General features: G+C 63.7%; 28 protein-coding genes, 1 tRNA gene and 1 pseudogene. 17 read left to right on the top strand and 13 right to left on the bottom strand.

Features of this window, described 5'->3' with window-relative positions; genetic code table 11:
- Positions 1–19 precede the first annotated feature (19 nt).
- The gene (locus tag F812_RS0104125) at positions 20–325 is read right to left on the bottom strand and encodes a hypothetical protein (protein ID WP_156827242.1); all 306 of its coding nucleotides are present in this window, start codon (positions 323–325) and stop codon (positions 20–22) included.
- Between the two features lie 167 nt (positions 326–492).
- Here F812_RS0104125 and F812_RS0104120 point away from each other — a divergent pair, with 167 nt between their 5' ends.
- The 3 genes from F812_RS0104120 to F812_RS0104115 all read left to right on the top strand — a co-directional run bounded on the left by F812_RS0104120 (position 493) and on the right by F812_RS0104115 (position 2325).
- Positions 493–759 (top strand): hypothetical protein, encoded by a 267-nt coding sequence (locus tag F812_RS0104120; RefSeq protein WP_020084692.1) that lies wholly within the window; start codon positions 493–495, stop codon positions 757–759.
- A 284-nt stretch (positions 760–1043) separates the two neighbouring features.
- Positions 1044–1331, top strand: coding sequence for a hypothetical protein (locus F812_RS26340; protein WP_156827241.1), 288 nt, complete (start codon positions 1044–1046; stop codon positions 1329–1331).
- 268 nt (positions 1332–1599) lie between these two features.
- Positions 1600–2325 (top strand): GntR family transcriptional regulator, encoded by a 726-nt coding sequence (locus F812_RS0104115; RefSeq protein ID WP_020084691.1) that lies wholly within the window; start codon positions 1600–1602, stop codon positions 2323–2325.
- A gap of 94 nt (positions 2326–2419) precedes the next feature.
- Here the strand turns inward: F812_RS0104115 and ychF are convergent, their stop codons facing one another.
- The 5 genes from ychF to F812_RS0104090 all read right to left on the bottom strand — a co-directional run bounded on the left by ychF (position 2420) and on the right by F812_RS0104090 (position 6831).
- A complete protein-coding gene (gene ychF, locus F812_RS0104110; RefSeq protein ID WP_020084690.1) occupies positions 2420–3517 on the bottom strand; it encodes a redox-regulated ATPase YchF in 1098 nt (365 codons plus the stop codon).
- Positions 3518–3662: 145 nt separating this feature from the next.
- Positions 3663–4247, bottom strand: a complete 585-nt coding sequence (locus tag F812_RS25240) for an HdeA/HdeB family chaperone (protein WP_020084689.1) — start codon at positions 4245–4247, stop codon at positions 3663–3665.
- Between the two features lie 135 nt (positions 4248–4382).
- Positions 4383–5213, bottom strand: a complete 831-nt coding sequence (locus F812_RS0104100) for a hypothetical protein (RefSeq protein ID WP_156827239.1) — start codon at positions 5211–5213, stop codon at positions 4383–4385.
- Positions 5214–5281: 68 nt separating this feature from the next.
- Positions 5282–6025, bottom strand: a complete 744-nt coding sequence (pth, locus tag F812_RS22500) for an aminoacyl-tRNA hydrolase (RefSeq protein ID WP_020084687.1) — start codon at positions 6023–6025, stop codon at positions 5282–5284.
- A 68-nt stretch (positions 6026–6093) separates the two neighbouring features.
- Positions 6094–6831 carry a 50S ribosomal protein L25/general stress protein Ctc gene (locus F812_RS0104090; protein ID WP_020084686.1) on the bottom strand — a complete coding sequence of 246 codons (738 nt, stop codon included), beginning with the start codon at positions 6829–6831 and terminating at the stop codon, positions 6094–6096.
- 288 nt (positions 6832–7119) lie between these two features.
- Here F812_RS0104090 and F812_RS0104085 point away from each other — a divergent pair, with 288 nt between their 5' ends.
- The gene (locus tag F812_RS0104085) at positions 7120–7536 is read left to right on the top strand and encodes a Fur family transcriptional regulator (protein ID WP_020084685.1); all 417 of its coding nucleotides are present in this window, start codon (positions 7120–7122) and stop codon (positions 7534–7536) included.
- Between the two features lie 243 nt (positions 7537–7779).
- On the opposite strand, the gene speD is transcribed toward F812_RS0104085, so the two are convergent.
- Both speD and F812_RS22495 read right to left on the bottom strand, forming a co-directional pair.
- Entirely contained in the window at positions 7780–8337 is a 558-nt protein-coding gene (gene speD / locus F812_RS0104080) for an adenosylmethionine decarboxylase (RefSeq protein WP_020665359.1), read from the bottom strand.
- Positions 8338–8573: 236 nt separating this feature from the next.
- On the bottom strand, positions 8574–10784 hold the full coding sequence (locus F812_RS22495; RefSeq protein WP_020084683.1) for an AsmA family protein: 2211 nt from the start codon (positions 10782–10784) through the stop codon (positions 8574–8576).
- Between the two features lie 497 nt (positions 10785–11281).
- On the opposite strand from F812_RS22495, the gene F812_RS0104070 reads away from it, so the two are divergent.
- From F812_RS0104070 to F812_RS0104055, 4 genes are all read left to right on the top strand, one after another.
- Positions 11282–11998, top strand: a complete 717-nt coding sequence (locus F812_RS0104070; protein WP_156827238.1) for a thermonuclease family protein — start codon at positions 11282–11284, stop codon at positions 11996–11998.
- A gap of 284 nt (positions 11999–12282) precedes the next feature.
- Positions 12283–13101 carry a quinoprotein dehydrogenase-associated SoxYZ-like carrier gene (locus tag F812_RS22490; RefSeq protein WP_020084681.1) on the top strand — a complete coding sequence of 273 codons (819 nt, stop codon included), beginning with the start codon at positions 12283–12285 and terminating at the stop codon, positions 13099–13101.
- A 165-nt stretch (positions 13102–13266) separates the two neighbouring features.
- Positions 13267–13440 carry a DUF1328 domain-containing protein gene (locus F812_RS25925; RefSeq protein ID WP_020084680.1) on the top strand — a complete coding sequence of 58 codons (174 nt, stop codon included), beginning with the start codon at positions 13267–13269 and terminating at the stop codon, positions 13438–13440.
- Positions 13441–13596: 156 nt separating this feature from the next.
- Complete coding sequence (locus tag F812_RS0104055; protein WP_020084679.1) at positions 13597–13794, top strand: CsbD family protein; 198 nt, start codon at positions 13597–13599, stop codon at positions 13792–13794.
- 86 nt (positions 13795–13880) lie between these two features.
- Here the strand turns inward: F812_RS0104055 and F812_RS0104050 are convergent, their stop codons facing one another.
- Positions 13881–14282, bottom strand: coding sequence for a hypothetical protein (locus F812_RS0104050; RefSeq protein WP_020084678.1), 402 nt, complete (start codon positions 14280–14282; stop codon positions 13881–13883).
- Positions 14283–14466: 184 nt separating this feature from the next.
- Here F812_RS0104050 and F812_RS22485 point away from each other — a divergent pair.
- The 4 genes and pseudogenes from F812_RS22485 (at position 14467) to F812_RS0104030 (ending at position 16993) form a co-directional block, all read left to right on the top strand.
- Positions 14467–14941: pseudogene (locus F812_RS22485) on the top strand (adenine phosphoribosyltransferase).
- Positions 14942–15172, top strand: a complete 231-nt coding sequence (locus tag F812_RS0104040; protein ID WP_020084677.1) for a hypothetical protein — start codon at positions 14942–14944, stop codon at positions 15170–15172.
- A gap of 16 nt (positions 15173–15188) precedes the next feature.
- Complete coding sequence (gene mtnA, locus F812_RS0104035; protein ID WP_020084676.1) at positions 15189–16292, top strand: S-methyl-5-thioribose-1-phosphate isomerase; 1104 nt, start codon at positions 15189–15191, stop codon at positions 16290–16292.
- Entirely contained in the window at positions 16289–16993 is a 705-nt protein-coding gene (locus tag F812_RS0104030; protein WP_020084675.1) for an L-fuculose-phosphate aldolase, read from the top strand. Before mtnA ends, F812_RS0104030 begins: the two co-directional genes overlap by 4 nt.
- A 10-nt stretch (positions 16994–17003) precedes the next feature.
- On the opposite strand, the gene F812_RS0104025 is transcribed toward F812_RS0104030, so the two are convergent.
- Positions 17004–17414: a YbbN family protein gene (locus tag F812_RS0104025; RefSeq protein ID WP_040497919.1), complete on the bottom strand. Its 411-nt coding sequence runs from the start codon at positions 17412–17414 to the stop codon at positions 17004–17006.
- 142 nt (positions 17415–17556) lie between these two features.
- Here F812_RS0104025 and F812_RS0104020 point away from each other — a divergent pair, with 142 nt between their 5' ends.
- The 4 genes from F812_RS0104020 (at position 17557) to F812_RS0104005 (ending at position 21290) form a co-directional block, all read left to right on the top strand.
- A complete protein-coding gene (locus tag F812_RS0104020; protein WP_020084673.1) occupies positions 17557–17901 on the top strand; it encodes a cupin domain-containing protein in 345 nt (114 codons plus the stop codon).
- A gap of 126 nt (positions 17902–18027) precedes the next feature.
- A complete protein-coding gene (locus tag F812_RS0104015; protein WP_156827237.1) occupies positions 18028–18339 on the top strand; it encodes a hypothetical protein in 312 nt (103 codons plus the stop codon).
- A gap of 187 nt (positions 18340–18526) precedes the next feature.
- Positions 18527–19222 carry a hypothetical protein gene (locus tag F812_RS0104010; RefSeq protein WP_156827236.1) on the top strand — a complete coding sequence of 232 codons (696 nt, stop codon included), beginning with the start codon at positions 18527–18529 and terminating at the stop codon, positions 19220–19222.
- 169 nt (positions 19223–19391) lie between these two features.
- Entirely contained in the window at positions 19392–21290 is a 1899-nt protein-coding gene (locus tag F812_RS0104005) for a hypothetical protein (RefSeq protein ID WP_020084670.1), read from the top strand.
- 25 nt (positions 21291–21315) lie between these two features.
- Here the strand turns inward: F812_RS0104005 and F812_RS0104000 are convergent, their stop codons facing one another.
- Together F812_RS0104000 and ilvD are read right to left on the bottom strand one after the other, a co-directional pair.
- On the bottom strand, positions 21316–21606 hold the full coding sequence (locus F812_RS0104000) for a GlsB/YeaQ/YmgE family stress response membrane protein (protein ID WP_040497936.1): 291 nt from the start codon (positions 21604–21606) through the stop codon (positions 21316–21318).
- Positions 21607–21810: 204 nt separating this feature from the next.
- Positions 21811–23646 (bottom strand): dihydroxy-acid dehydratase, encoded by a 1836-nt coding sequence (gene ilvD, locus F812_RS0103995; RefSeq protein ID WP_026867830.1) that lies wholly within the window; start codon positions 23644–23646, stop codon positions 21811–21813.
- Positions 23647–23756: 110 nt separating this feature from the next.
- Here ilvD and F812_RS0103990 point away from each other — a divergent pair, with 110 nt between their 5' ends.
- On the top strand, positions 23757–24638 hold the full coding sequence (locus tag F812_RS0103990; RefSeq protein ID WP_026867829.1) for a LysR family transcriptional regulator: 882 nt from the start codon (positions 23757–23759) through the stop codon (positions 24636–24638).
- Between the two features lie 56 nt (positions 24639–24694).
- Here the strand turns inward: F812_RS0103990 and F812_RS0103985 are convergent.
- A tRNA-Ala gene (locus tag F812_RS0103985) sits at positions 24695–24770 on the bottom strand.
- Positions 24771–25057 lie beyond the last annotated feature (287 nt).

Below are 25057 nucleotides of genomic sequence, written 5' to 3'. Positions count from 1 at the left end.
CATTCTCCCGCGAGGTAAATCAGTTCGCGCGGCGCTTGTGAACAAGGCCCTGCTTGCAGCCGGCCTTGAACTCCATGTTGGAAATCTTCCGATCGCGATTGGTGTCGACGGCTTCGAAGCTGTCGATATAAGGCTCCGCGCCAGCGGGCGAGAGATCGCTACGTCCGGCCGCCAGATTCCAGATCGCCCTGCAGTCGTCCTCGTTCAACGCGGCGCCTGGCGGGGTCTCGCGCCCGGCATCCCTCGACGGCTCTTCCGCAACGGCCAAGCTTGAAACGAGGACGAACAGGGCTGCGCACGCGTAGACTTTTTTCCTGGTGTTCATCATCAAACTCCCCGGTGTGCACTTCTCTCCTCGACCTTACATTTTCGTAGAGAAGCCTCGCATGCCTTGTCTCGCGGCGCCGGAAGCAACACGTCGTCTCCCTATACAGCGGGTTCCGCAGGTCCCGACCCCGAGGGCCTGACCATCCCGTAACAGGAGTAGATCACATGAACCGCACCTTCATCAAACTCGCCGCTGGCTGTGCCTCGGCGCTCCTGCTCGCCGGTGCGACGAGCTCGGCAAACGCCAACTACCTCGGTTATGGCAACGGCGATCCTGGAAACTGGAGCTTCTGGGACGAGCAGAACGGCGGTCCGGTGCACGAGACGCCGCCTCCAGCGCCTCACATCAGGACCGTGCACCATAGTTATGTGCACCACAGCACTCATCATCTGCCGAATATGCCGAAACGGCCCGACTACCGGCACTCCTGACCGTAGCGGCTCGGCTTCAGGCGGAACGTGGCCTCCACGGCAGACGTTCCGCCGTGCGGCTATTCATAAAAAATGCCGTCAACACGCACAAACTGAACACCGAAATTAAGCTGGTGAAATAGACTTTCACCTGGCGAAACATGTCGATTAAAAGCCAGACGCAAAAATACCGGTGAAAAACCCATACGGACATATGTATAAGTACGTACTCTTGTCGCCAGCCGTCACGAATCATGACTGGTTATCGCAAATTCACGACTCACTGCCTCGGTCGGAAAAGTGTGATGGCAAAACTCCTATTCGACTATCCTCTGGCGGAACGCGTTTTTCACAACGCGCTGGCAGCTGCGTGCATCGCCAGGCTCGAGGAAGAAGGCGAAGCTCCTGAGATCTCCGACTGCAGGGCTCTGATCCTTGCTGCTGTTATCACGGGCGTTCGCAGCGGCGAGCGCGACCCCGACACGTTGCTGGCGTTCGCTCTCGGACTGCTATTTCGCTTTTTTCCTCATGACAGCAGCCCAGCAAGTTCCAATTTTACTTTAGGACATCGTCCAAATCGGCGCCCGCTTTAAAAAAGCAACGCTCCGCTATTGCGGATTCATTTGTAAATAAAATTATTTCGCAAACATATGCCGACGCTAGGCATAGGTCATAGGATAACGATCAACCTTTGTCCTCTTTGTTTCAGTGTCGGGAAATCCACAACGACATTCAACAAATTACGTATCCACAATGTCGATGTTTTCATACCCCGTGTAAATATGGATATATTTGAAGCACGAGTATATGCGTGTGTATCGCTAGCGTTCTGATCTGATGCTTCGTCGATTATGGGGGTGCATGATGACGGACTTGAACGCACGGCTTTCTGTGCGGCCACTCTATATCCAAGTGCGCGACGCTCTCGTTCAGAAGATCACCGGAGGTGACTGGAGGCCGGGGGCCGCCCTTCCGAACGAGACCCAACTGGCCCAGTCGCTTGGAATTAGCATCGGTACTGTTCGCAAAGCTCTCGACATGATGGAGATCGAGCGCATCGTGACGCGCAGGCAGGGCCGTGGAACTTTCGTAAACGACTATGCTTCCAGTGATACTCCATTCCCCTTCTCAACGATCCGCAACAGCGAGGGGAAACGTGTCAGCGGCGAACGACACGGCAGGTCCGTCACGCGCGTTCAAGCCAGCGTGGAGGAGGCCAAGCGTCTGGGTGTCCGTCCGGACGACGAACTCATTCGTGTCGACCGCTCGAGAAGCCACAACCGGCTGACGTTTATGGTGGAGACCTGCCTGCTTCCAGCAAAGCACTTTCGCCGGCTGCCGGAGGAGCTTGGCCGCTATCGGCTATCGGTTCTGGCCCAGCAGAACTCCATTCTCCTTGGCCATGCGGACGAAAAGGTCGACATCGTACCGGCTAACGAGGCCGATGCCCGAGAACTCGGCGTCCCCGAACTCACCCCACTCCTGAGACTGGATCGCGTGATTTTTTCCGACAACCACGACGCTCTCGAATGGCGCGTCGGACGCTGCTTCCTGCGGCACCTGCATTACACAGTTCAGTTCACGTGATACTCCAAGCCGATGATGCCCCCGCCGTTCTTGCAGAAAATATCTGCACGGCCATGCTTGGGGCCTGGGCGTTCCGGCGCAGGACTTACAAAGCTCAGTTGGCGAAGCGGAAGTGCATGATGTCACCGTCCTTGACGACATACTCCTTGCCTTCGAGGCGCATCTTGCCGGCTTCCTTCGCGCCCACTTCGCCGCCGCCCGCCACGTAATCCTCATAGGCGATGGTTTCGGCGCGGATGAAGCCCTTCTCGAAGTCGGTATGGATGACGCCCGCGGCCTGCGGAGCCTTGGTGCCGCGCGCAATAGTCCAGGCGCGCGCTTCCTTGGGGCCGATGGTGAAGTAGGTGACGAGGTCGAGAAGCTCATAGCCGGCGCGGATGAGACGATTGAGGCCGGGCTCGGCGAGCCCCATCTCGGCCAGAAACTCGGCGCGATCCTCCGCGGGAAGCCCCGCGAACTCGGCTTCGATCTTGGCCGAGATGATCACGCACGCCGCGCCTTCCGCCTTGGCCCTCTCTTCGACCTTCTTCGAGTGGGCATTGCCGTTGGCGGCCGATGCCTCCTCCACGTTGCAGACATAAACGACGGGTTTCGAGGTGAGGAGCTGAAGGGCGAGAAACGCGGGCTTCTCCTCCGACGTGATGTCGGCGAGCCTCGCAGGCTTGCCTTCGCGGAGCGGCACGAGCGCTTTCTCCATCACGACGAGCTGCGCCTTGCTCTCCTTGTCGCCGCTCTTGGCTTTCTTCTCGAGCGCGCCGATGCGCTTCTCGAGGCTCTCCATATCGGCCAGCATCAGCTCGGTCTCGACGACCTCGGCGTCCGCAAGCGGATCGATGCGGTTCTCGACGTGGGTGATGTCGTCGTCCTCGAAGCAGCGCAGCACGTAGGCCACGGCATCGACCTCGCGGATGTGCGAAAGGAACTTGTTGCCGAGCCCTTCGCCCTTGGATGCGCCGCGCACGAGGCCCGCGATGTCGACGAAGGTGAGGCGCGTCGGGATGATCTGCCCGGACTTGGCAATGCCCGCGAGCTTCTCCAGGCGCTCATCGGGAACGCCGACCTCGCCGACGTTCGGCTCGATGGTGCAGAAGGGATAGTTGGCCGCTTCCGCCGCAGCCGTCTGCGTCAGCGCATTGAAGAGGGTGGACTTGCCGACGTTCGGCAGGCCAACGATGCCGCACTTGAAACCCATGGGGAAAGTCTCTCGAATTGTTCGAGGCTCGCCCTACACCGCCGCCAGCCGCCGATCAATGTAAAACGGCAGAACGGGCAGAGGTGTCGCGGCACCTCCGCCCGAAATCACGGCCTGGCGGCGAAAAATAGCCAGACGAGGACAGTTATTCGTCCTCCTCATCCAGCACTTTCTCGGTCGCGGTCAGGAGGCCCACGCTCGGGTTGGTGCCGCAGTATTTGCCGACCTTCTCCATGTTGGATACGAAAGCGTCGGTATCGAAGATCTTGTCCTCGGAATCCGAGGCGTGATAGCCCGCGATCCACATCAGGATGAACCCCAAGCCTTCCTCGTCCTCCTTGCTGGAGTTCACAGCGGCCTCGCAGGTCATGGTGGCGAGGTCAATCGCCTCGGCGCCATGGGCGGTTGCATTCTCGCCGAGCAGCTTGGAAGCGATGGACAGCACGCCGACCTTCGGGCGCTCCTTGCATCCGGCGAGGATTTTCTCGAAGTCCTTGCCGAGAGCGTTGAAGTCGACCACGGAGCCCTGCTCCTCGGTCACCGAGTAGCCGGCGATCCAATAGAGGATGCCGCCCATGCCGGACTTGTCGTTCGCAGAGCCGGAATCGATGGATTGAATGAGCTGGCTGCAGCTCACTGTCGACACGTCGATCTTTTCCGCCATGGCGGCGGTGCTCAAGCCCACAACTTGCAGCAGCACTGTGGCAAGGATGGAATAAAGGCGCCGCATATATGTCCCCCGGGTTAGCCCACTTCCGCACGGCAGCGCGATCGGCGCGCATCGGTGCACCATCGATCGCTCCTAATGCGGATTGCTTTACCGAGCCTGACCACGGCTCCGTAACAGGACCGAGGGGCGCCGCACTCAGCGGATTTTCGTGAGCTCGAAGGCGGAGTAGCTCGCCGGGCTCGGCAGCCTTTCCTTGCCGGTCATGGCATCGGCCAGGGCCTCGGCAACAACCGTCCCCTCCTCCAACTCCTTCACCGCGATGACCATGAAGGGGCGCTGCCAGTTGGTGCCATCGGCATCGCAACTGACGCAGCGCTCGCGATACTGGCCGAGGTTCAGGCTCGAGATCGGGATGGACGCGTCGATGGCGCCCGACACCAGTTCCGCCGTGCGGGTGGCGCGGCGGGCGGCGCGCTTCTTCTCCTCGACGGGGTTGCCTTCCTGGGACGCCGTGCCGACGGCGACGATCTCGCGTGCGCTGGCAAGGCCGTCGCGCACCTCCTGGTCTAGAACGTCGCCTGCAATCTCGGCGCCCGAGATCACGCGGCCGTCCCTCTCCAGGTCCTCAGCACTCCCGCGCACCCACAGGAACTGTTTCTTTGCGACGACGACATCGAACGTTCCGCGCCGGCCCGCCTTGTCGCGCCCCTCGATCTCGAAAATCAACGTGCCCTTGGTCTGGCGCATGGGCTCGGCGGCCGACAACGGGGCAATCTCCGTCGGCACGTAGGGCTCGGCGTAGGGATCGACGACGACGTTATGGACGACGACGGCCGCGGTGGTCAGAACGGCCGTGGAGCCGAGCGCGGCTGCGGCGCCTGCCTTGGTCTGCAGGAACGTCGACAGCCAGTTGTACCAATCCTGCCAGCCACGGATGCGGTCGAACCATTTGTAGGTGCTCCACGCGCGGCGCACCTTCTTCGATTTCTGGAATTGCTCCTTGAGCTTGTCCGTCCCGAGCGGCATCCGGCGCATCCCCCTTTCGAATTGTTACGTGCAGGATAGCGCGAATTCCAATCAGAAAAGAGACGAACTCACTCGCTCGGCTTGCGGCCCGCCAGCCATTTCTTGAGGTTCTCCGCCAGCGCGTTCGCGCTCTTGCCCGCGCGCTCGCCCGCCGGATGGGCGCGCTGCTTGGGAGCGGGCCTCGAGGGCGGGGCTGCGGGCTCCGCCTCAGCCGCGCGGCCGCGCTCCTTGCGCGGGTCGGGGCTCTCTCCCAGCGTCTTCGCCACGTCTGTCAGAAAGCGCGACTGGTCATCTTTCGCGAGGCGCGGGGACGCCTGGGCAATGGCCGCGAGCAGCGGCTCGAGCCAGTCCTGGTCTGCCTTCGTGAAATCGTTCAGCACCCAGCGCGCGACCAGCTCCTTTACGCCGGGATGGCCGACGCCGATGCGTACACGCACATAGTCATTGCCGAGATGGGCGGAGATGGAGCGCAAGCCGTTGTGGCCCGCGTTGCCGCCGCCGGTCTTCACCTTGAGCTTGCCGGGCGCGAGGTCGATCTCGTCATAGAAGACGACGATGTCGCCTTCCGCGATCTTGAGGAACCGCGCCGCCTCGCCCACGGAGCGGCCGCTCTCGTTCATGTAGGTGTCGGGCTTGAGAAGAAGCACCTTCTCGCCGCCGATCTCGCCGTCGGCCGCGTAGCCCTGGAACTTGCGCTTCCAGGGGCCGAAGCGATGCGCCTCGGCAATGAGATCCACCGCCATGAACCCGACGTTGTGGCGGTTCCGGGCGTATTCGCTGCCAGGATTTCCGAGGCCGACGAACAGCTTCATGGCTCAACCCTGAATAAGAAAAAGGCCGGCACTCGAAAGCGAATGCCGGCCTTTCGCGTCGAAGCGACTTACTTCTTGGCCGCGGGCTTGGCGGCCGGAGCCTTGCCACCCGCTGCGGGAGCAGCTGCGCCCTTGGCGGCAGCCGCACCAGCCTTGGCGGCTGCGGGAGCGGCGGCCTTGGCATCGCCTGCTGCGGGAGCGGCACCTTCCGCTGCGGAGGCGGCACCCTCGTCGTCGTCCTTCTTGGCACCGGCAATGGTGGCGACCGTGAAGTCGCGGTTGCTGATGACCGGGCTCACACCCTCCGGCATGCCAACGGCGGAAATGTGAATCGAGCGACCGATCTCGAGGCCTTCGAGGTTGATCTCGAAGAAGGACGGGATCTTGTCGTAGGGGCAGAAAATCTCAACCTCGTGGCGCACGATGTTGAGCACGCCACCGCGCTTGAGGCCCGGAGACAGCGCGTGGTTGGCGAAGCGGATCGGCACGAAGACGCGGATGATGCCGTCCTTGCCGATGCGCAGGAAGTCGACGTGGATCGGGTGATCCTTCACGGGATCGACCTGTACGTCGCGGGGAATGACGCGGATCTTGTTCGAGCCGACGGCGATGTCGAACACGGACGAGGTGAAATGACCCTTGATGAACTGCTTCCAGAGATCGTTGCCGTTGATGGCAATGATTTCGGCAGGCTGACCGTCTCCGTAGATGACGGCGGGAACATTTCCTTCGCGGCGAGCTTGACGTGCGGCCCCCTTGCCTGCACGCGGGCGCGCCGTGGCTTTGATCTCAACGATCTCAGACATGGCATTTTCTCCAATGAAAAAAGGGCCTTAACAGGCCCATCCAACTGCAACCGGCCTCCAAGGGTGCCGGGCAGGTCTCTCGCAGGTGCTTGAGATGGGCGCGTTATAGCTGCGGCGGGGGCCGTTGGCAATCGACGATCGGGTGGCAAATCCGGCCGGAACGCCCCATTTTACGGGCGATTAACCTTTGGAGACCCGATCTGCGGGGCGATGCCTCCCCGTAGCCTTCGGACGGTATGCTACACTCTTCAAAATCGGTGGCCCCGAATCCCTGGACCAGAGAGCTCGATGACCCGGAAAGTCACTAAGCGCCGCCCGGCGCAGGAGCAGGACAAGCTCATCTTCACGGCGCTGCAGGAGTCCGGCCGCCCGGTCTCGGCTTACGAGATCATCGACCAGCTTCGCGACCGCGCGACGCTCGCGCCGCAGACCGTGTATCGGGCGCTCGACCGGCTGATCGCGTCGGGCTCGGCGCATCGGCTCGAATCGCTCAACGCCTTCGTCGCGTGCTGCCAATCGACCCACAAGGGCGCCGGTGCGGCGGTGTTCGCCATCTGCGACGACTGCGGAACGGTCTCGGAGTTTGCCGAGCCGCGCGCCGTCGAGGCGCTGGCGAGCTGGGCCAAGAAGGCGAAGTACACGGTTCGCGCGATGACTCTGGAATTGCGCGGACGCTGCTCGGCCTGCACGGCGCGGATGGCGTGAAGCGGGCAGTAGGCAGTAGGCAGTAGGCAGTAGGCAGTAGGCAGTAGGCAGTAGCGTTGCGATCTGGGGCAGCACGCGCAACCGCTCTCATGCCTTCCCCGAGACAGACCTCGCTCAGAAAAGAAAACGGGCGCGTGTCCGGTTGGGTCGGACACGCGCCCTTGTCTGTCTGCCAGTCAAGGCACCCTAGTTCGCAGTCACTTGAAACAGCGCGCAAGGCCCGCGGCCTCGCGCAGCGTCGTCTCAGGCGGCTGCCTTCGCCTTCCTGATGGTGCGGGAGCGAGCCTGCGCAGGCTTCTCAGCCTTGCGGATTCGTTCGCTGTTCTCCCCTGGCGCCGCGCCCCGGCGATGCGTCTTGACGACCACCTCGCCAGCCTCGAACGCCTCCTGGAGAACAGGGATGGCTCGTGCGGGATCAGCCGTCCCGCTCATGAACACGTCGAGCGCGGCATAGCCGGTCTCCGGCCAGCTATGGATGGAGATGTGACTCTCCGCCAAAACCGCAACTCCCGTGACCCCGCCCGTGGGCTTCAGGGGGTGAAGATGCATGTGCAGGAGCGTCGCGCCCGAGGCTTCGACACAACGTTTGAGAGTCCGCTCCACGTGCTCGATATCGTCGAGCTTGCGCGCACCATATAGATCAATGATCAGGTGCCGGCCGGCATAACGGCCCGCGCGGTCCTCACTCGTGTCCTCAAGAGCAACGCGCGCACCCTGCGTCGCGTGCAGATCTTCCTTTTGGGCGGGGCTTGAACGAGTCAAGTCCATCCCCAATTGGAAGAGGGTGTCATTAAAGGCCATATGACCCACTCCCCAACCAGCAGACAGATTCAACCCGAACGCTCCTTACCTTGGGGGTGTGGGGATGGAAGTCCTTGACCTTAAGGGCAGGTGGACGAACGGAGACGACGGATATGATGCAAGTGCCCCCCCGTCGCAAGAGAAAAGTGACCCTCTGGGGCTAAAAATTTTGGCCGTAACGTCACACCCTTCCAGCACGATACAGCAGCGGCCGTTTCGAGCGCCTCAGCGCGGCGTCACTGCGGGTTCAGGAACTGCTCGAGCAGCTTCTTGCCTTTCGACTTGCCGCTCTCTCCGTTGCCGCCGCCGCCCAGGAGATCGTTGACGATCTCATCGGCCTTTTTGCCTTTGAACTGCTTCCCGATCTCCTTGATCGTGTCGACCGCTTTGGGGTCCTTGAGGACGCCAGCGAGATCGGGCGAGTATTTCGGGTTCTCCCAGGAGCCGTGCACGCGAACCGGAATCTCGATGCCCGAGACATCCTGCGTGCTGCCTTGTCCGGCAAGGCTCGCCACCAGCTTCGGACGCAGCATGTAGTCGACCTCACGGGTCGGCAGCGTCACCTTGCCGGAGCCGGTGAGGCGCAGCAGCGGGCTCACGAGTTTCAGATCCTGATTCTCAGCAGTGCCGGAGCGCACCGTCCAGGTGGACGTCATTTCGCTGAAATCGGTCTTGTCGGTCGGCGCGGTGCCGAGACCGCCGAAACTCCCCTTGCCGATACCGCGCACCATCTCCGCCACGTTGACGCCGATGATGGCGCCATCGGCAAAGGCCAGCTCGGCCTTTCCGGACAGCGTTTCGACGATCTGGCGCTCGCTCGCGCCTTGGCCCGCGAGCGCGAACGCGAGGCGTCCGGTGCCGGTCAGCCGATCGAGGTCAGCCGCGTCCGTGAGGAGAGGCTGGGCGGAAATGCCGTCGAGCGTGATGTTGGCTGCGAGGCTCGCCGTGTTGCCGGCGGTGCCATCGAGCGTCACCGTGCCATGGCCGCGTCCATTGTAGAGGCGCACCTCGTCGAGCGTGGTCTTCATCACGCGGTTCTTGAGGGCGACGGTGAGATCGGACTGGTCGAGGTGGATGGTGCGGACGGTCAGCCGCCCGATCGAGAGCTTTGCGTTGGCATCGATTGCACCGAGACCGTCGAGGTTCAGCGGCTCCTCGTCCCAGCCGTCGCGCTTGGTGTAGCCCTGTACGCGCGGACCAGGAGGCGGCCGCTCGCTTTCCTGCAGCAAATCCTCGATGGACTGCGCGCCGCCACCGCTGCTCTCGCGGGGCTTCGCTGCGGGCGCAGATCGCACGCCGTGGGACGCATACGTGTTGAGGTCCAGCTCCGTGAGCTTGAGATTGGCTTTCACGTAAGGCCGGGCGCCGCGCGTATCGAGACTGATCTCGCCGCGCGCCGTCGTCTTGTCGAGCACGATCTCCGCGGTCGAGAAGCTGAACTGGTCCGGCGCGCCGCGGAAGAGCCCCTTGGCCGTCATCGGGCCAAAACCTTCGGACGGCGGGATGTCCGTGCCGAGCCAGGCCGCGAGGGAGCGCGCCGAGGACGACTTAGCGGACAGGATACCTTCGGCGAGGAGCGCATCCTTGAAGTTCGCCGAGCCCTCGAAGGTGGCATCGAGCGCGTTGGCGGCGAGTGTCAGCTTGAGCTTCGCCGGCCGGCTTTCCATGACTTCCGAGAGCGACGTCAGCGCGCTGTCGAAGGTGACTGTCTGGCCTTTCCACGCGACGTTGCCTTTGGCGAGCAGCGGCTCTGTGAGAGCGGCCAGTGCCATGTCGACGTTGATCGCGGAGAGCCGAGAGGAGCTGCCCGTGCGCGCGTCTTGATAATTGAGCGTGCCGTTGTCGATGTGCACGTCGTCGAGCTTCAGGTCCCCGAGGCGCAGGAAGGAGCCGTTCCGGCGCGCGGGCAAGGCGGGCGCGTCGGAGGCAGGCGCACCGGCCTGCGCCAGCCTGATGCGCGCCGCGCGATCATCGAGTGCTGCGAAATCCCACGATTTGCGGCCGTTGCGGTCCACCTCGAGATTGAAGACCGGCTCGCGCAGGCGCAGCGTCTTGACGCGCACCTCGCGCTGGATCAACGGCCAGAGTGCGACGCTGACGTCGAGCGACTGCATGCTGACGAGGGGCTTCGCGCCTTCAAAGCCGGGAGCGCCGGACAGCGAGACGTCCGCCAGAGAAATGCCGACCGAAGGATAGAGCGTGAACGAGGACGGCCCGGCGATGACGAGATCGCGCCCCGTCTTCTCCTTGACCGCCGCGATCACGCGGTCACGCACGAAGTTGGCGGGAAGCGCCGCGACCGCGAAGGCCGCTGCGCCGGCCGCCATCGCAATCAAACCCAGCACGCCATAAAACAGGAACGACCGCACACCCGAGCGCTGCGGCTCACCGTAGGGCGGCGGATAGCCTCGCTCCTGATAGGGCGCGGGACCACGCGACGCCGACATCGGAGGATAGCCGGGACCTTGCTGCGGCGGATAATGCCCCTGCCCTTGCGGCGGAGGGCGGCCTGGCCTGGCAGGCGGCGCGCTCCGCTCCTCCGCAGGACGATAAGTCTCCAAACGGGGCGGTCTCCCCTGCGGAGGCGGGGTTCTGCTCGTCATCGGGCTCCTGACCTCGTGACTGGCCGTAACTCAAGAACGCGCACCTCTGACGTTTCGGCCGTAACTTGCGCTCATAAACGGCAATTGTGTCAGGGCGCGGCCCGTTTCGCGCGCCCTGCAGCAGATTTATCCACGCTTTGGCGCAGCGGCCAGCGAGCGCCTTACTTCGCCGTTGCCTCGCAAAATTACAACTTTTACGCGAAATTCACTTGTGCGACTCACGAGTTGTATTTAATTCAAATTTAGCGAGCCTTATCCGTCATTTCTCAGACTCGTTTCGGGCATCTTTGCGTCACCCCAGGGTCTGCTTTTCGACATCCCCATCTGTCATATCTCAACCTATGAGCGAGAAATACCGTTTTGTCCGTCCGCTGCTTCCGGTGGCGTTCGCGCTGGCCGCATCGGTTCATCTCCTTAGCCCTCCCACAAGCGCGGCTCCTCCGCCCGGCGGCTCGGCGATCCTGAGCGGCAAGGCGACCGTCATCGACGGCGACACGCTGGAGATCGCGGGCGAGCGCGTGCGGCTGGAAGGCATCGACGCGCCAGAGAGCGACCAGACCTGCGGTGGTGGCTGGTTCGGGAGCTGGAAGTGCGGACGCGCGGCGACAGCGCAGCTCAGATGGCTGGTCGGCGGACGGCGCGTCGATTGCGAGTCCGGGGGGCGCGACAAGTACGGCCGCGTGCTCGGATGGTGCTCCGCCGACGGGCGGGACATCAATGCGGAGATGGTGCGCACGGGCCATGCCTGGGCGTTCGTGAAGTACTCCACGCGCTACGAGACGATCGAAGCTGAGGCGCGCAAGGCGAAGGCTGGAATCTGGCAGGGCGAAGCGGAGCCGCCGTGGAAGTTTCGCGAGCGCCGCTGGGAGGTTGCCGAGACGGCCGCTCCCAAGGGCTGCGCCATCAAGGGCAACATCACCGCGAACGGGCACATCTATCACATGCCCTGGAGCCCCTGGTACGCGAAGGTGAAAGTGGAGCCGGGGAAGGGCGAACGCTGGTTCTGCAGCGAGGACGAGGCTGCCAAGGCCGGGTTCAGGCCTGCGATGGGACTTTGAGCCCACTCAGGGTTCACGAGATTTCGCGGGCCGTGCGGAAGCGCCGGCCCGCTTTCCGTTTCAGTACGCACGTTCCCTCATCCGAACATTGCGCTGCAAGATAGTTGGCAGGTTGACTTCCCATAACGGAGGGAAGACATTCCCGTCCCGTCCATGTCGAGGAGCGAGTCACGGGAGCATCTCCCGCCGTCTCCTGCTCGCCGCGGCCTCGCTACGCCCTCCAATTTGGTGGCGCTGGCCTCATTGTTCTTGCGGTCTCGGGTCTCGAGAAGGGAATACCCCCAATGGTCCGTCCGAACCTTCAGCGCTTGCCGGCCATCCTCGCCGCCGCCGTGCTTTCGGCCTTCGCGTCTCTGCCTGCACTTGCGAGCGACAGTTGGCCCGGCATTCACGCCGAAGCCTTCGCGGGGCGGCCGCTGCACGACGCCCGTGGGATCGTGAAGCTCACCGCACCCTATCGCCCGGACGACGTGCGCAGCGTTCCGCTGGAAGCGGACATCTCCGTCGGAGAGAACCACACCATCAAGACCGTCTCGTTCGTGGTGGATGAAAACCCTTCGCCGGTTGCCGCGGTCTTCCGCATGGGAGAGGGGCGCAGCAAGGCGCACCTCGTCACGCGCATTCGCCTCGATCAGCAATCCGACGTGCGCGTCATCGTCGAGACCGACGACGGAACGCTCTACATGGCCGAGCAGCTCGTGAAGTTCGCAGGCGGGCAAGCCTCATGCTCCGCGCCTCCGGTTGGAGACCCGGCCGAGATCGCCGCCAACATGGGCAAGATGGATTTCGCGGCAGTGGGCGACAAACCCAACGGATCGCATCAGGTCGCGCGGGCGCGCTATGCGCTCAACCATCCGAACCACACCGGCATGGTGCTGGACCCAGTCTCGCTGCTCTATATCCCCCTGCTGATGGTGGAGCACATCGAAGCGTGGCAGGGCGAAGATCTGGTGTTCGAGATGACGGGATCGATCACGCTCGCGCAGAATCCGGCCATCGAGTTCGACTACGTGACGAACGGTGCGACGGAGATGACGGTGATCGTGCGTGACACGAGCGGCGGCACGTGGACACGCCGTTTTCCCATCGGCCCGGCCGGCTAAGGCGCGTTCACACTCTCCTCACAGTCCGCTTCTTTGAGCGCGCCCGAACGCGGCCGCATGGGCGCGCCATTCTGAAATGCGTTTACCGGGCGCGCCAGCTACGGAACCAATCTTCCAACGGAACGTTACTCCCCCGTCAATGACCTAACGTTTCGGAGGAGGATAATGGGCAATCTGTTGCACTGGGCCGTTGTTTTCCTCGTGGTTGCACTTGTCGCGGCTTTTCTGGGCTTCGGCGGCGTGGCCGGTACGGCGATGGAAGGAGCGCGCCTCCTGTTCTGGGTGGCGATCGTTTTCCTCGTAATCTCGCTGGTACTCGGACTGATACGCCGAGCTTAGTTTCTCACGCGCGAGCATTGCCGCGAGGCCGTGTCCGCACAGCTTTCCTACCTTCAGGTTCAGCCTCTCGATTGCTCCGGTCAAGCGCCGGAGCAGAAGGATGCGCATGGCCTGATGGCACTACCACTACGTTTCAACCAGCTATAGGAGTTCGCAATGAACTGGGATCGCATTGAAGGCAACTGGAAGCAGTTTTCCGGCAAGGTGAAGGAGAAGTGGGGCAAGCTCACCGATGACGATCTTGCCGTGATCAACGGCAAGCGCGATCAGCTCGAAGGCAAGATCCAGGAGCGTTATGGCTACGGCCGCGATCAGGTGAAGAAGGAACTCGACGACTGGTCGAAGTCGCTCTAAGCGGGTCCTCATCCGCTAACGAAAAATCCGTCGGCGAGCCTTTGCTCTCCGACGGATTTTTTTATGTTTTGCTGGGGGCGCCCCGATCAGCCGCCGGGGAAGGTGATCATGATCTTCATGCGCACGAGCTCGGGGAAATAAGCTTCGAGGCCCTTGCCCGCGAAATAGAGAACGACGCCAAGCAGCATCAAGGCAGGGATGGCCGCGAGGGCCGCCTTCAGGAAAAAGACCACGAGACGCCCGAAGGGAACGTCGAAGCTGCGAACGGAGGCGGCCACCGGCTCGCTGTCGTAGGACGTAGGCGTCGACCGTGCCCGTGAAAGATAGGACGGGGGATCGCCGAGGGCCGCGTCCATGCCGCGTCCTTCGCGGGCGCGCTGCTCGCGCTCCCTCGCCTCCCGTGCACGGGCATCGCGTTCCCGCCTCAGCGTGCGGGGCAAGTCGTCAAAATCGCTATCCGCCGTCAGCGGAAAGTTCGCATCTGTCATCTCGTCACCATGGGTCCACAAGGGCGTCTCGCCACGAAGTACTCAGCGTCCGCCCCGGCGCGGGTCCTCCTATCCTGAGGACAGTGTTATTGCTAAGTTGCGCCGCGATTTTGACGGGGAGGTGTTCTTGAGCTCGCTAAAAGATCTAATCCGTACAATTCCGGACTACCCCAAGCGCGGCATCATGTTCCGCGACGTGACGACACTGCTGGGCGATGCTCAAGGCTTCAAGGCGGCTATCGCGCAGATGGCCGAGCCGTTCCGAACGCAGCCCATCGACGCAGTGGCGGGCATCGAGGCGCGCGGGTTCATCCTGGGCGGCGCCATCGCCGACCGGCTCGGATGCGAGCTTCATCCCGATCCGCAAGAAGGGCAAGCTTCCCTGGAAAACCATCGGCCAGGAGTACTCGCTCGAGTACGGCGTGGACGTGATCGAGATCCACGAGGATGCCTTGACGGCCGGCCAGCGCATCCTGATCGTCGACGACCTGATCGCAACGGGCGGCACGGCGGAAGCGGCCGCGAAGCTCGTGCGGCGCTCGGGCGGCACCATCGTGGGGGCGACCTTCATCATCGACCTGCCGGATCTCGGCGGCAGCAAGCTCTTGAAGAGCCACGGCATCGACTGTCATGTTCTTGTGGCTTTCGAAGGACATTGAATGGGCTTTTCCGCGGACGAGATGAAAGCCGCGCTTCACTCAATCGCGCGGTGGCGGGCAGACCCGGAGGCTCCGCTCGCTTGTCCCCGCTGCGGAGAAACCGGTCTTTCGCTCGCCGACCATTCGGCGCGGCCCTATACCGAGTGGTATCAGCTCTCCTGCCGGGCTTGCGGGCTCGCGGAGATGGTCCACATTCCACTCGGGCCGCCCGTGATGGGCGGGCTCGACTGAGCCTCTGCGAGAACCCATGAAAATCAACGGCAAGGCAACGCGCACGATCTGGCCCGAAAGCGGCAGCGCCTCGGTGGCGATCATCGACCAAACCCTGCTGCCTCACCGTTTGGAGACCGTCTCGCTCGAAACCGTCGAGGATGCGGCGCGGGCCATCCTGACGATGCAGGTGCGGGGCGCGCCCCTGATCGGGGCAACCGCCGCCTACGGCCTTGCGCTGGCGCTGCGGCAGGATGCCTCGGATACGGCGCTCGCGGACGCCATCGCGCTGCTCGCCAAGCAGCGGCCGACGGCGGTCAATCTCCGGTGGGCGCTCGAGGAAATGCGCCGCGCACTTGCGGGGCTCGCTCCTGAAGCGCGTGCGGCCGCTGCCCTCGCCAAAGCCGCTGCTATCGCGGACGACGACGTGGAGACCTGCCGCCTCATCGGCGTGCACGGCCTGCCGCTCATCGAGGCCATCGCCAAGACAAAGCCAAAGGGCGAGCCGGTCAACATCCTCACCCATTGCAATGCCGGCTGGCTCGCGTGCGTCGACTGGGGCACGGCGACGTCTCCGATCTACCAGGCGTACGATGCCGGCATTCCCGTCCACGTGTGGGTGGACGAAACCCGGCCGCGCAATCAGGGTGCGTCGCTCACCGCGTTCGAGCTCGGCAGCCACGGCGTGCCGCACACCATCGTGGTGGACAACGCGGGCGGCCATCTGATGCAGCACGGCAAGGTCGATCTCTGCATCGTGGGCACGGACCGCGTGGCGGCCAACGGCGACGTTGCGAACAAGATCGGCACCTACCTCAAGGCGCTCGCGGCGCACGATACCGGCGTGCCGTTCTACGTGGCGCTCCCCTATTCGACGATCGACTGGTCGCTCGCCTCCGGCCGCGACATCCCGATCGAGGAGCGGAGCGCGACGGAGGTTTTGGCCATGACGGGACGTCTCGCGGATGGATCGGTGGTGACCGTCGACATCGCGGCCCGAGGGTCACCCGCGGCCAATCCTGCGTTCGACGTGACACCCTCCCGGCTCGTCACGGGCTTCATCACGGAGCGAGGCGTTGCGCCCGCCAGCCGCGACGGGCTTCTTTCGCTCTATCCGGAACGCAACGAGAGCGCAGCATGACGAAGGGCGAGGCCAGCAAGCGCGACAGGGAGAAACTACGCAAGCCGCAGAGCCGCAACGAGACGCGGCTGCGCGAACTCGTCATCGAGACCGCGCTCTCCATGAGCCGCAGCGGCCTTTCGCCGTGCCGCTCGGGAAACGTCTCCTGCCGTTTCGAGGACGGCATGCTGATCACGCCCACTGGGCTCGCCTACGAGGACCTGGGCGCGAAGGACATCGTGTTCGTGGCGGGTGACGGCTCGGTGCCCGGAAAGCAGAAAAAGCCGTCCAGCGAGTGGCACTTCCATCTCTCCGCCTACGCTGCACGCCCGGATATGAATGCCGTCGTCCACACGCATTCGCTGCACGCGGTGGTGCTGGCGTGCGCGGGGCGGGCAATCCCAGCCTTTCACTACATGGTGACGGTGGCGGGCGGCGACGACATCCCCGTCGTGCCCTATGCCACGTTCGGAACGCCGGAGCTGGCCGAGCACGTGGCGCGCGGCCTCCAGGATCGCAAGGCCTGTCTGATGGCGCATCATGGAGCGATCGCGCTCGGCGAGACGCTGCCCAAGGCGCTCGAGCTTGCGCATGAGGTCGAGGTGCTGGCGGAGCAGTACTACAAGCTGCTCTTGCTCGGTCCGCCGGAGCTGCTCTCCGACAGCGAGATGGCGCGCGTGATCGAGAAGTTCAAAAGCTACGGGCAGAACGCCCAGAGCTGAGAGGCGCGCCTCACTCCGCGGGCAGCATCGTATCCAGCATATGGTGCATGTTCTCGCGGCCGAAATAGCCGCTGATGCGGCCGATCTCCACGCCGTCGCGCACCAGCACCAATGTCGGCACCATTGTCACGGGGGCCGTGAGCTTGAAGCTGTCGGCTGCGCGATCGTTGATGTCCACGAACCGCAGCGGGGCCGCCCTTCCGGCGCGCGAGGCGGCATAGGACGGCACTACGTCCCGGCGAAACACCGGGCAATAAATGCAGCCCGGCGCCTCGAACGCGATCAGCTCTATTCCCGCCGGAGACGCGCTACTGGTCGCGTCCTGATCCGGAGCGGCGCCGGCTGAACCGGGGAGCGCGAGCGCCAGCAGTCCCATTCCGAGACACCTGGATTTGGCGAGAATGAAGGTTCGTATGCTCATGGCCCCGGCGCTGCAGCTTCGGTGCCATCAGGCGGAGCGCACTGGGCGGCCTGCCGTGTTCCGTCATTCACGGTAAAGACTGCCGCGAACCCAGAGCGCTCCCGCTGCGTTGTAGGTGACAGAGAGCGAGGAGGCCGGTGTCATGAAACGCGCAGCCGTAGCCTACGAGGCGGGATTTCATGTTCTCACGGGGGATGCGCGTTCTCAGGCGGCATCCATGGTGATCGAGCCGGGCGGCACGGAGGGCGGCGCGGACAATCGCCACCGTGGGGCAGACCAATGGCTCTATGTGGCGAGCGGCCATGGGGAAGCGCTGGTCAACGGCCACGTCTATCCGCTGAAGGCTGGAGCGCTGATGTTGATCCAGCGCGGGGATACGCACGAGATCCGCAACACAGGAGAGAGCGCGCTCAAGACCCTCAACGTCTACGTTCCACCCGCCTACAGCGCGTCCGGTGACGAGCTTCCGCCCGGAAAAAGCGATTGACGAGAACGGTTTCGCCGCTGCTTCCTATCACTTAAGAACTATCCCGTAAGGGACTGAAGAGATGGAACTCAGCGTTAATTTCGATGTTAGATTTGTGAAATTCTAAACAAGTTCCGGGTGCTCACGGTGCAAGACGAAACGACCAGCCTTCCCTACCTGCTCTCCGGATCGACCCTGATCCTCGTTCTGGCCGCGTTCTACGTGGGCCGGTCTCTGTGGATCGCGCGCCGTGAATGGCCGCAGTGCAGCACGGACACCAAGGTGCTGTATCTGCTCGTGGCTCCGCTGCTGACGCTCGCGGTCGACGTGCTCGAGGTCACCGATCGTCTGTTCTGGAGCGGCCGGAAGGGCAAGCCGCAGGTTGCGAAGCGGATGGTGAAAGCGCCGCTCGGTGTGATTCCCCTCAGGCCCAAGTCAGCCCTTCGCTCGGAAGGCTAAGCGCATTCCACGCCTATCGATGCTCGCTCGCTTCCCTGCCCGGGGCGGCGGGCCTGTTCGCGCGTGCGTGGCGCTTTTGCCGTAAACGGACGATTAAGCGAGCAACCGCAATTCGCAGCGGCAAATCAACGTCGTTTGAGGTCCTTTGGGGGACAATCCGCTGATTACCTTCCGTGCGGGGATCTCCATGACGCTCAAGACGTTCGGGCAGCGCAACAAGGACATGGCATCGGCCGCCACAAGGCCCACACCTGCGCCCGCCAAGACGGGGCGCCCATTCCTCAAATGGGGGCTGGGCGTGACAGTCGCCCTCCTGACGCTGGTCTACTTCAGCAAGGACCTGTTCGAGCGCTACACGGCTCCCCGATGGGCCGACGAGGCCGTCACCGCGCAGACGCCGTTCCACACTTACTTCAAAGACAAGGACTTCTCGCGCCCGCCCGGCTTCCTCGCGCTCGACGCGACGATGATGATCTACGCGGGAGCGAAGGCCTGCAACGACACGCCGCGCGCCAAGGCCGCCTGGGACCGCATTCCGAAAATCTATGAGCTGCTGCTGCTCGAAAGCTCGGACAAGGCGAGCATTTCGGTGGTCGAGGACGCGTTCGAGCGGGGCTACGAAGACCTCAGCAAAAACCTGCCGGCCAGCTTCTGCGAGACGAGTTACTATTACCTCATCCACGACCACAAGATTTACAGCGCTCGTATCGCAGACAAGCTTCAGGTGAGCATCGCCCAGAACGAGGCGAACATCCGGCAGCTCACAGCGAGCCAGGAGTCCGTGGAAGCCTGCATGAGGCACTACATCGCCTATCGGTTCCACACGAGCGAATGCCTGCGGCTGACGAAGAGCCTCCAGGACCGCCGCGAAGCCTCGCCCTGAAGCCCTCCGCTTGTCACGCGCGGAACATCGGGTCTCGCACGGGCACGTCATAACCAGCGCCGAGCCGCCCAACGGCCCCCACCTCTAACCTTCCCTCATCTGGCTCCTGCGCGACGCCCGCCGACGCGGCCGCTTCCGCCGCCAGACACCGACACCGGAGACGACATCGATGCGTGGCATCACACTGGGACTCATGCTGGCTGTTGCGACCTCAGCACTCGTAGCCGTTACCGAGCCGCTCACGACGCCTGCGATGGCAGCTGACATCACGCTCGATACGAGCAAGCTCGCACGCCTTCCGGGAGCAAAAGAGACCTACGCCAGCCCGGCCACGACCATTTTCACGAGCCCGGATTCCGTGCCCGCCGCGGCGGATGCCGCCGCCAAGCTTCTCGCCGCCGACGGCTGGCAGCGCTACGAGGATCCCTTCTCCGCAAGCGCCGCCAATCCCAACCTCTCCATCATGACGTTCAAGAAGGAGCGGCAGGGGCTTTCCGTGTTCGTCACGCTAGCGCCTGCGCAGGGCAACGCGACGAGCGTTTCCTACACGGCCAATGCCATCGTCGACGACCTGCCGTTTTCCAAGGATGCCTCCGAGATCAAGTATGCGCCGGAGCGGCCGCATCTCGCCCTCGTCACGCAGGCTCCGCTCGAAGAGCAGCTCTCCTTCTTTCGCCGCGAATTGACCGCGCGGGGGTGGCTGCCCTACTCGCGAAGGGAAAACCGCAAGATGACGGCGGACGACGACACGTCCGAGCCCAACGAGCGCGGCAAGTTCGCGTTCTTCGTGCGCGATAACCATCGCCCGCTCATGCTTCGCCTACAGAACCGCGAAGACGGCCGCCTCGACGTCGTGATCGAGGCTGTGCCGCAAAAATTGCTGACGCTGCTCGTTGAAAAAGAAGAACCTGCCGCACCTCCGGCTGCGGCTGCAGCTCCCCCGGCGGAGAGCGAGCCACACAACGAGACCGCAAAGGGCATGGATGCAAACGACGCCTTCAACGCCATCGCCGGTGAAATCCTGAACGAGGTGCGCAAGGCGACCAAGGACGCGATGGCCGATCTCAATCGCCCCGCATCGCAGGCCTCCGGCTCACCCGCCGCAACAGAAACGCTCGCCGAGCTTGCCGACGGCAATGCGCCGATCCCTCTCCCGGCAACGGCAGAGGAGATCGACTTCGACGGCGGACGCGGTTCGCTCGAGTTCGAAAGCGCCTCCAGCGTCAAATCTGTCGCGGCGTTCTATCGCGACGTGATGAAGCGCGGCGGATGGAAGGCCGATCGCTCGGTCATCGACAAGGACAACATGGTGGTGCTGCGCTTCTCCAAGGCTGCGCAAGACCTCTCGCTCACGATCATGGCGTTCGGCAAGAAGACGCGCGTCACGGCCTCGGGCTCGGCGCTCGCAACCGCCGAAGCAGAGCCTGCGGAAAACGCCTCGGAAGAGAGCCACGCGGAGGCAAAGCTCGTCACGGAGCTGACCGCCGAAGAGCGGAGCGGCTTGCCTGTTCCTGCGCCGCACTCGGTCAGCGGCAGCGAGAAGAGCCTGTTCCGCCTGTCCGTCAACGCGACGGTGCCTGCGTCGACCGAAACCGTTCTCGCCTTCTACCGGCGTGAGCTCGCCAAGATCGAGTGGAAGGAACAGGCGGGTAGCGCTGTCCTTTCGGCGGACCGCGCGGACGTTGCTTTCACGTCGCCGCAAGGGCCTGCCCGGCTCGTGCTCACGTACAAGAACGGCGAGACGACCTCGGTTCTGAGCTTGCGCAAGACGGAGGAGGCCCGCAAGTCCGGCCTGCTGCCGCCGGACGGCAAGATCAAGCTGCTTTTCGGCAATATGCTGGAGCAGGACGCCGTGCTCACGATCGGCAAGACGACGGTAAAGATCGGCGCTGGACTTGGCAGCAAGAAGCCGGACGGCCCGACGCTGGAGATTGCGCCCGGCAAGCACACCTACTCGCTGAAAGTCTCCGGACAGCCGGCGCAGACGGACGCGTTCGAAGTCACGGCGGGCGACATCTGGGGCCTCATGATCGGACCCGGCGGCGTGCTGCCGTTGCAGATGTACTGAGAGATTGACGGCCGACGCTCTCACATCAGGGCGTCGGCGCCGTCCTCTGCCGGATCCACAGCACGAGAAGCACGAGCGCGGAGCCGATGATCGCCGAGACGACGTCGCGCAGCGAAATCGTGATCTGATCGAGATTGGGGAACAGCCCCAACAGACGGAACAGGAGGCCGCCAACCAGCGCGCCTGCCAGACCGAGCGCGAGGTTCTGGAACAGGCCAAACCCCTTTCGCTCGCGCCTCACGATCAGGCCAACGAGGCTCCCGCCGATCAGCCCGATGATGGCCCACACGAAAAACTGAGCGAACGAAAAGGACATGCCACTTTTCTCCGTCTCTGTGCCCTCGCCGCCTGCCAGCCCAGCATCCGGGAGGCGCGGCATTCCTTCCCTATAGCACCCTTGCAGACCGAGGCACGCGAGTTCCGCGCAAATGGGTTGATCGGCGGTTGATCGCCGCCATCAAGGAGCATCCTGGGAAAAAGAGCAGCCGGACACAGCGGACACGCCGCGCCCGGCTCAAGATCACTCCGGCAGGATACGCACGGCGCCCTTGTCGGCGCTGGCGGCGAAGGCCGCATAAGCCTTCAGCGCGGTGGTGACATTGCGCTTGCGGGGCGCGGCCGGCTTCCAGCCGAGCTTGTCCTGCTCGGTGCGGCGGGTGGCGAGTTCCGCTTCGGAGACCGCAAGGTTGATCGTGCGGTTCGGGATGTCGATCTCGATGATGTCGCCCTGGCGCACGAGGCCGATGGCGCCACCCTGCGCCGCTTCCGGCGAGGCATGGCCGATGGAGAGGCCCGAGGTGCCGCCCGAGAAGCGTCCATCGGTGATGAGCGCGCAAGCCTTTCCGAGACCCTTGGATTTCAGGTAGCTCGTCGGATAGAGCATTTCCTGCATGCCTGGTCCGCCCTTCGGCCCTTCGTAGCGGATGACGACGACGTCGCCAGCCTTCACCTCGCCGCCGAGGATGCCCTTCACGGCTGCATCCTGGCTTTCATAGACGACAGCGGGGCCCGAAAACTTCAGGATCGATTCATCGACGCCGGCCGTCTTCACGATGCATCCGTCGAGGGCGATGTTGCCGGAGAGAACGGCAAGGCCACCATCCTTCGAGAACGGATGCTCGACGGAGCGGATGACGCCTTTCTCTCCGTCCGTGTCGAGGTCGTCCCAGCGCGCCTCCTGACTGAAGGCGACCTGGGTGGGAATGCCGCCAGGCGCGGCGCGGAAGAAGGTGCGCACCATCTCGCTGTTGGTGCGCGTGATGTCCCAGCGGTCGACGGCGTCACCCAGCGTTTCGGCGTGCACGGTCGGCGTGTCGCGATGGAGCAGACCGCCGCGATCGAGCTCGCCCAGGATGCGCATGATGCCGCCTGCGCGATGCACGTCCTCCATGTGCACGTCCTGCTTGGCGGGCGCGACCTTGGAGAGGCACGGCACCTTGCGGGACAGGTGGTCGATGTCGTCCATCGTGAAGTCGACTCCGCCTTCGTAGGCGGCCGCCAGGATGTGGAGCACCGTGTTGGTCGAGCCGCCCATGGCGATGTCGAGCGACATGGCGTTCTCGAAGGCCTTCTTGTTCGCAATGCTACGCGGCAACACGCTCTCGTCGTTCTGCTCGTAGTAGCGGCGGGCGAGATCGACGATCAGGTGGCCGGCCTCGACGAACAGGCGCTTGCGGTCGCCATGCGTCGCGAGCGTGGAGCCGTTTCCGGGCAGCGACAGGCCGAGGGCCTCAGTCAGGCAGTTCATCGAATTGGCGGTGAACATGCCGGAGCAGGAGCCGCACGTCGGGCAGGCCGAGCGCTCGATGACCTTGACGTCCTCGTCCGACACCTTGTCGTCGGCGGCGGCCACCATGGCATCGACGAGATCGAGCGCGTGGGTCTTGCCGTGGAGGACGACCTTGCCGGCCTCCATCGGTCCGCCGGAGACGAAGACGGACGGGATGTTGAGGCGCATGGCGGCATTCAGCATGCCGGGGGTGATCTTGTCACAGTTCGAGATGCAGACCATGGCGTCGGCGCAATGCGCGTTGACCATGTACTCGACCGAGTCCGCGATGATCTCGCGCGACGGCAGCGAATAGAGCATGCCGTCGTGGCCCATGGCGATGCCGTCATCGACGGCGATCGTGTTGAATTCCTTGGCGACGCCGCCGGCCGCCTCGATCTCGCGCGCGACCAGCTGGCCGAGGTCCTTCAGGTGGACGTGGCCCGGCACGAACTGGGTGAACGAGTTCACCACCGCAATGATCGGCTTTCCGAAATCCGCGTCCTTCATGCCGGTCGCGCGCCAGAGGCCGCGGGCACCGGCCATGTTACGGCCGTGGGTGGTGGTTCGGGAGCGATAAGGAGGCATTGTTTGGGATCTTTCTAATCTCTTCCGATACCGCCCCGTACGACCTTCCCAGACGGTTGTAAAATATATTATTGAGAACACATTAGGTCGTACGGAGACTTTATGTCATGTTGGACCTGCGCCAGCTCCGCCATTTTCTCGCCGTCGCCGACACGCTGCATTTCGGGCGGGCCGCGGAACGGCTGGGCATGACCCAGCCGCCGCTCAGCCAGTCCATCCTGGCGCTCGAGCGGCAGCTGGGAGCCGCGCTTTTCACCCGCTCGAAGCGGAATGTGGCGCTGACCGCGTTCGGGCGGCAATGGCTCGAGCATGTTCGCCCGGCCGTGGAGAGGATAGCGGCGTTGCCCGACATCGCGCGGCGGATCCGCGACGGCACGGTTGGACAGCTCGGACTGAGCTTCGTCAGCACGGCGGACTACAGCCTGTTACCCGCGCTGGTCCGCCGGTATGCGGCGCGCTTTCCGTCCGTGGAGGTCAACCTCACCGAAGCGACCAGCGACGTGCAGATCGAAAGTCTTTTGGGCGGACATGGCCATGCCGGGATCATCATCCCGCCCGATACCGCGCTGCCGGAGGCGCTGGCCTATATGCCGTTGCTGCGCGAGCCTTTGGTTGCGGCCGTCCCGGAGGCCTGGGTTTCGGACGGGCGCTCTTCGGATGGGGACTGGCTGGACCAGCCGCTCATTCTCTTTCCGCGGCGCGTGGCCCCTGTCTTTCACGACCTCGTCACCGGCTACCTCGCCAGGCGAAGCGGGTCCTTGCATGTGAGGCAGGAGGCCATCCAGATGCAAACGATCATCAGCCTCGTCTCGGCCGGCATGGGCTTCGCGCTGGTGCCGGACTCGTTGCGGAACCTTGCCCGGACAGGCGTGCGCTATCTGGAGCTGCGGGAGCCGCCGGTGCTGGAAACGGGCCTCGCGTGGTTACGCGAGAACGACAGCGCGACACTCCGAGAATTCCTGAGCGTTGCCGCAGACGTCAAAGCCGCGTGAGACCCGGCGCGATGCGCGCTGCTCGGCGGAATTATCTTTCTATTTCAGGGAGTGGTTGGTGGAGCCAAGCGGGATCGAACCGCTGACCTCTTGCATGCCATGCAAGCGCTCTCCCAGCTGAGCTATGGCCCCTTACCATGGGTTCTTGCGTGTTGGGGAACCGAAGCTCCCTTTCGCAAGCGGGATCCTGAGGCGTGTGCCGCGCTGGTGCTTGCGGCGCCGTCAAGATCACGAAGACCGGCTCATTAGGCCGATCGCCTCAAAACTGCAAGAGCGAAGTTAGCGCATGCACGCCAAAAAGATACGGACGTGCCACCTTCGCCTTCCTTGCGCCTCGCAGGCCGCGAGTGACGCGCCAGATGGCAGGATCTGGCGCGATCGTGGTCACTGACTGGACCGACGATTCACGCGCCAGATGG

Source organism: Hyphomicrobium zavarzinii ATCC 27496 (assembly GCF_000383415.1).
Taxonomy (GTDB): domain Bacteria; phylum Pseudomonadota; class Alphaproteobacteria; order Rhizobiales; family Hyphomicrobiaceae; genus Hyphomicrobium_C; species Hyphomicrobium_C zavarzinii.
Note: the sequence above shows the minus strand (reverse complement) of the source record. Positions and strands in the feature narration are given on the sequence as shown.

Bases quoted from the DNA above. Each gene is read 5' to 3' on its own strand.
- F812_RS0104125 (WP_156827242.1), bottom strand. From the start codon at position 325: ATGAACACCAGGAAAAAAGTCTACGCGTGCGCAGCCCTGTTCGTCCTC.
- F812_RS0104120 (WP_020084692.1), top strand. From the start codon at position 493: ATGAACCGCACCTTCATCAAACTCGCCGCTGGCTGTGCCTCGGCGCTC.
- F812_RS26340 (WP_156827241.1), top strand. From the start codon at position 1,044: ATGGCAAAACTCCTATTCGACTATCCTCTGGCGGAACGCGTTTTTCAC.
- F812_RS0104115 (WP_020084691.1), top strand. From the start codon at position 1,600: ATGATGACGGACTTGAACGCACGGCTTTCTGTGCGGCCACTCTATATC.
- ychF (WP_020084690.1), bottom strand. From the start codon at position 3,517: ATGGGTTTCAAGTGCGGCATCGTTGGCCTGCCGAACGTCGGCAAGTCC.
- F812_RS25240 (WP_020084689.1), bottom strand. From the start codon at position 4,247: ATGCGGCGCCTTTATTCCATCCTTGCCACAGTGCTGCTGCAAGTTGTG.
- F812_RS0104100 (WP_156827239.1), bottom strand. From the start codon at position 5,213: ATGCCGCTCGGGACGGACAAGCTCAAGGAGCAATTCCAGAAATCGAAG.
- pth (WP_020084687.1), bottom strand. From the start codon at position 6,025: ATGAAGCTGTTCGTCGGCCTCGGAAATCCTGGCAGCGAATACGCCCGG.
- F812_RS0104090 (WP_020084686.1), bottom strand. From the start codon at position 6,831: ATGTCTGAGATCGTTGAGATCAAAGCCACGGCGCGCCCGCGTGCAGGC.
- F812_RS0104085 (WP_020084685.1), top strand. From the start codon at position 7,120: ATGACCCGGAAAGTCACTAAGCGCCGCCCGGCGCAGGAGCAGGACAAG.
- speD (WP_020665359.1), bottom strand. From the start codon at position 8,337: ATGGCCTTTAATGACACCCTCTTCCAATTGGGGATGGACTTGACTCGT.
- F812_RS22495 (WP_020084683.1), bottom strand. From the start codon at position 10,784: ATGTCGGCGTCGCGTGGTCCCGCGCCCTATCAGGAGCGAGGCTATCCG.
- F812_RS0104070 (WP_156827238.1), top strand. From the start codon at position 11,282: ATGAGCGAGAAATACCGTTTTGTCCGTCCGCTGCTTCCGGTGGCGTTC.
- F812_RS22490 (WP_020084681.1), top strand. From the start codon at position 12,283: ATGGTCCGTCCGAACCTTCAGCGCTTGCCGGCCATCCTCGCCGCCGCC.
- F812_RS25925 (WP_020084680.1), top strand. From the start codon at position 13,267: ATGGGCAATCTGTTGCACTGGGCCGTTGTTTTCCTCGTGGTTGCACTT.
- F812_RS0104055 (WP_020084679.1), top strand. From the start codon at position 13,597: ATGAACTGGGATCGCATTGAAGGCAACTGGAAGCAGTTTTCCGGCAAG.
- F812_RS0104050 (WP_020084678.1), bottom strand. From the start codon at position 14,282: ATGACAGATGCGAACTTTCCGCTGACGGCGGATAGCGATTTTGACGAC.
- F812_RS0104040 (WP_020084677.1), top strand. From the start codon at position 14,942: ATGGGCTTTTCCGCGGACGAGATGAAAGCCGCGCTTCACTCAATCGCG.
- mtnA (WP_020084676.1), top strand. From the start codon at position 15,189: ATGAAAATCAACGGCAAGGCAACGCGCACGATCTGGCCCGAAAGCGGC.
- F812_RS0104030 (WP_020084675.1), top strand. From the start codon at position 16,289: ATGACGAAGGGCGAGGCCAGCAAGCGCGACAGGGAGAAACTACGCAAG.
- F812_RS0104025 (WP_040497919.1), bottom strand. From the start codon at position 17,414: ATGAGCATACGAACCTTCATTCTCGCCAAATCCAGGTGTCTCGGAATG.
- F812_RS0104020 (WP_020084673.1), top strand. From the start codon at position 17,557: ATGAAACGCGCAGCCGTAGCCTACGAGGCGGGATTTCATGTTCTCACG.
- F812_RS0104010 (WP_156827236.1), top strand. From the start codon at position 18,527: ATGACGCTCAAGACGTTCGGGCAGCGCAACAAGGACATGGCATCGGCC.
- F812_RS0104005 (WP_020084670.1), top strand. From the start codon at position 19,392: ATGCGTGGCATCACACTGGGACTCATGCTGGCTGTTGCGACCTCAGCA.
- F812_RS0104000 (WP_040497936.1), bottom strand. From the start codon at position 21,606: ATGTCCTTTTCGTTCGCTCAGTTTTTCGTGTGGGCCATCATCGGGCTG.
- ilvD (WP_026867830.1), bottom strand. From the start codon at position 23,646: ATGCCTCCTTATCGCTCCCGAACCACCACCCACGGCCGTAACATGGCC.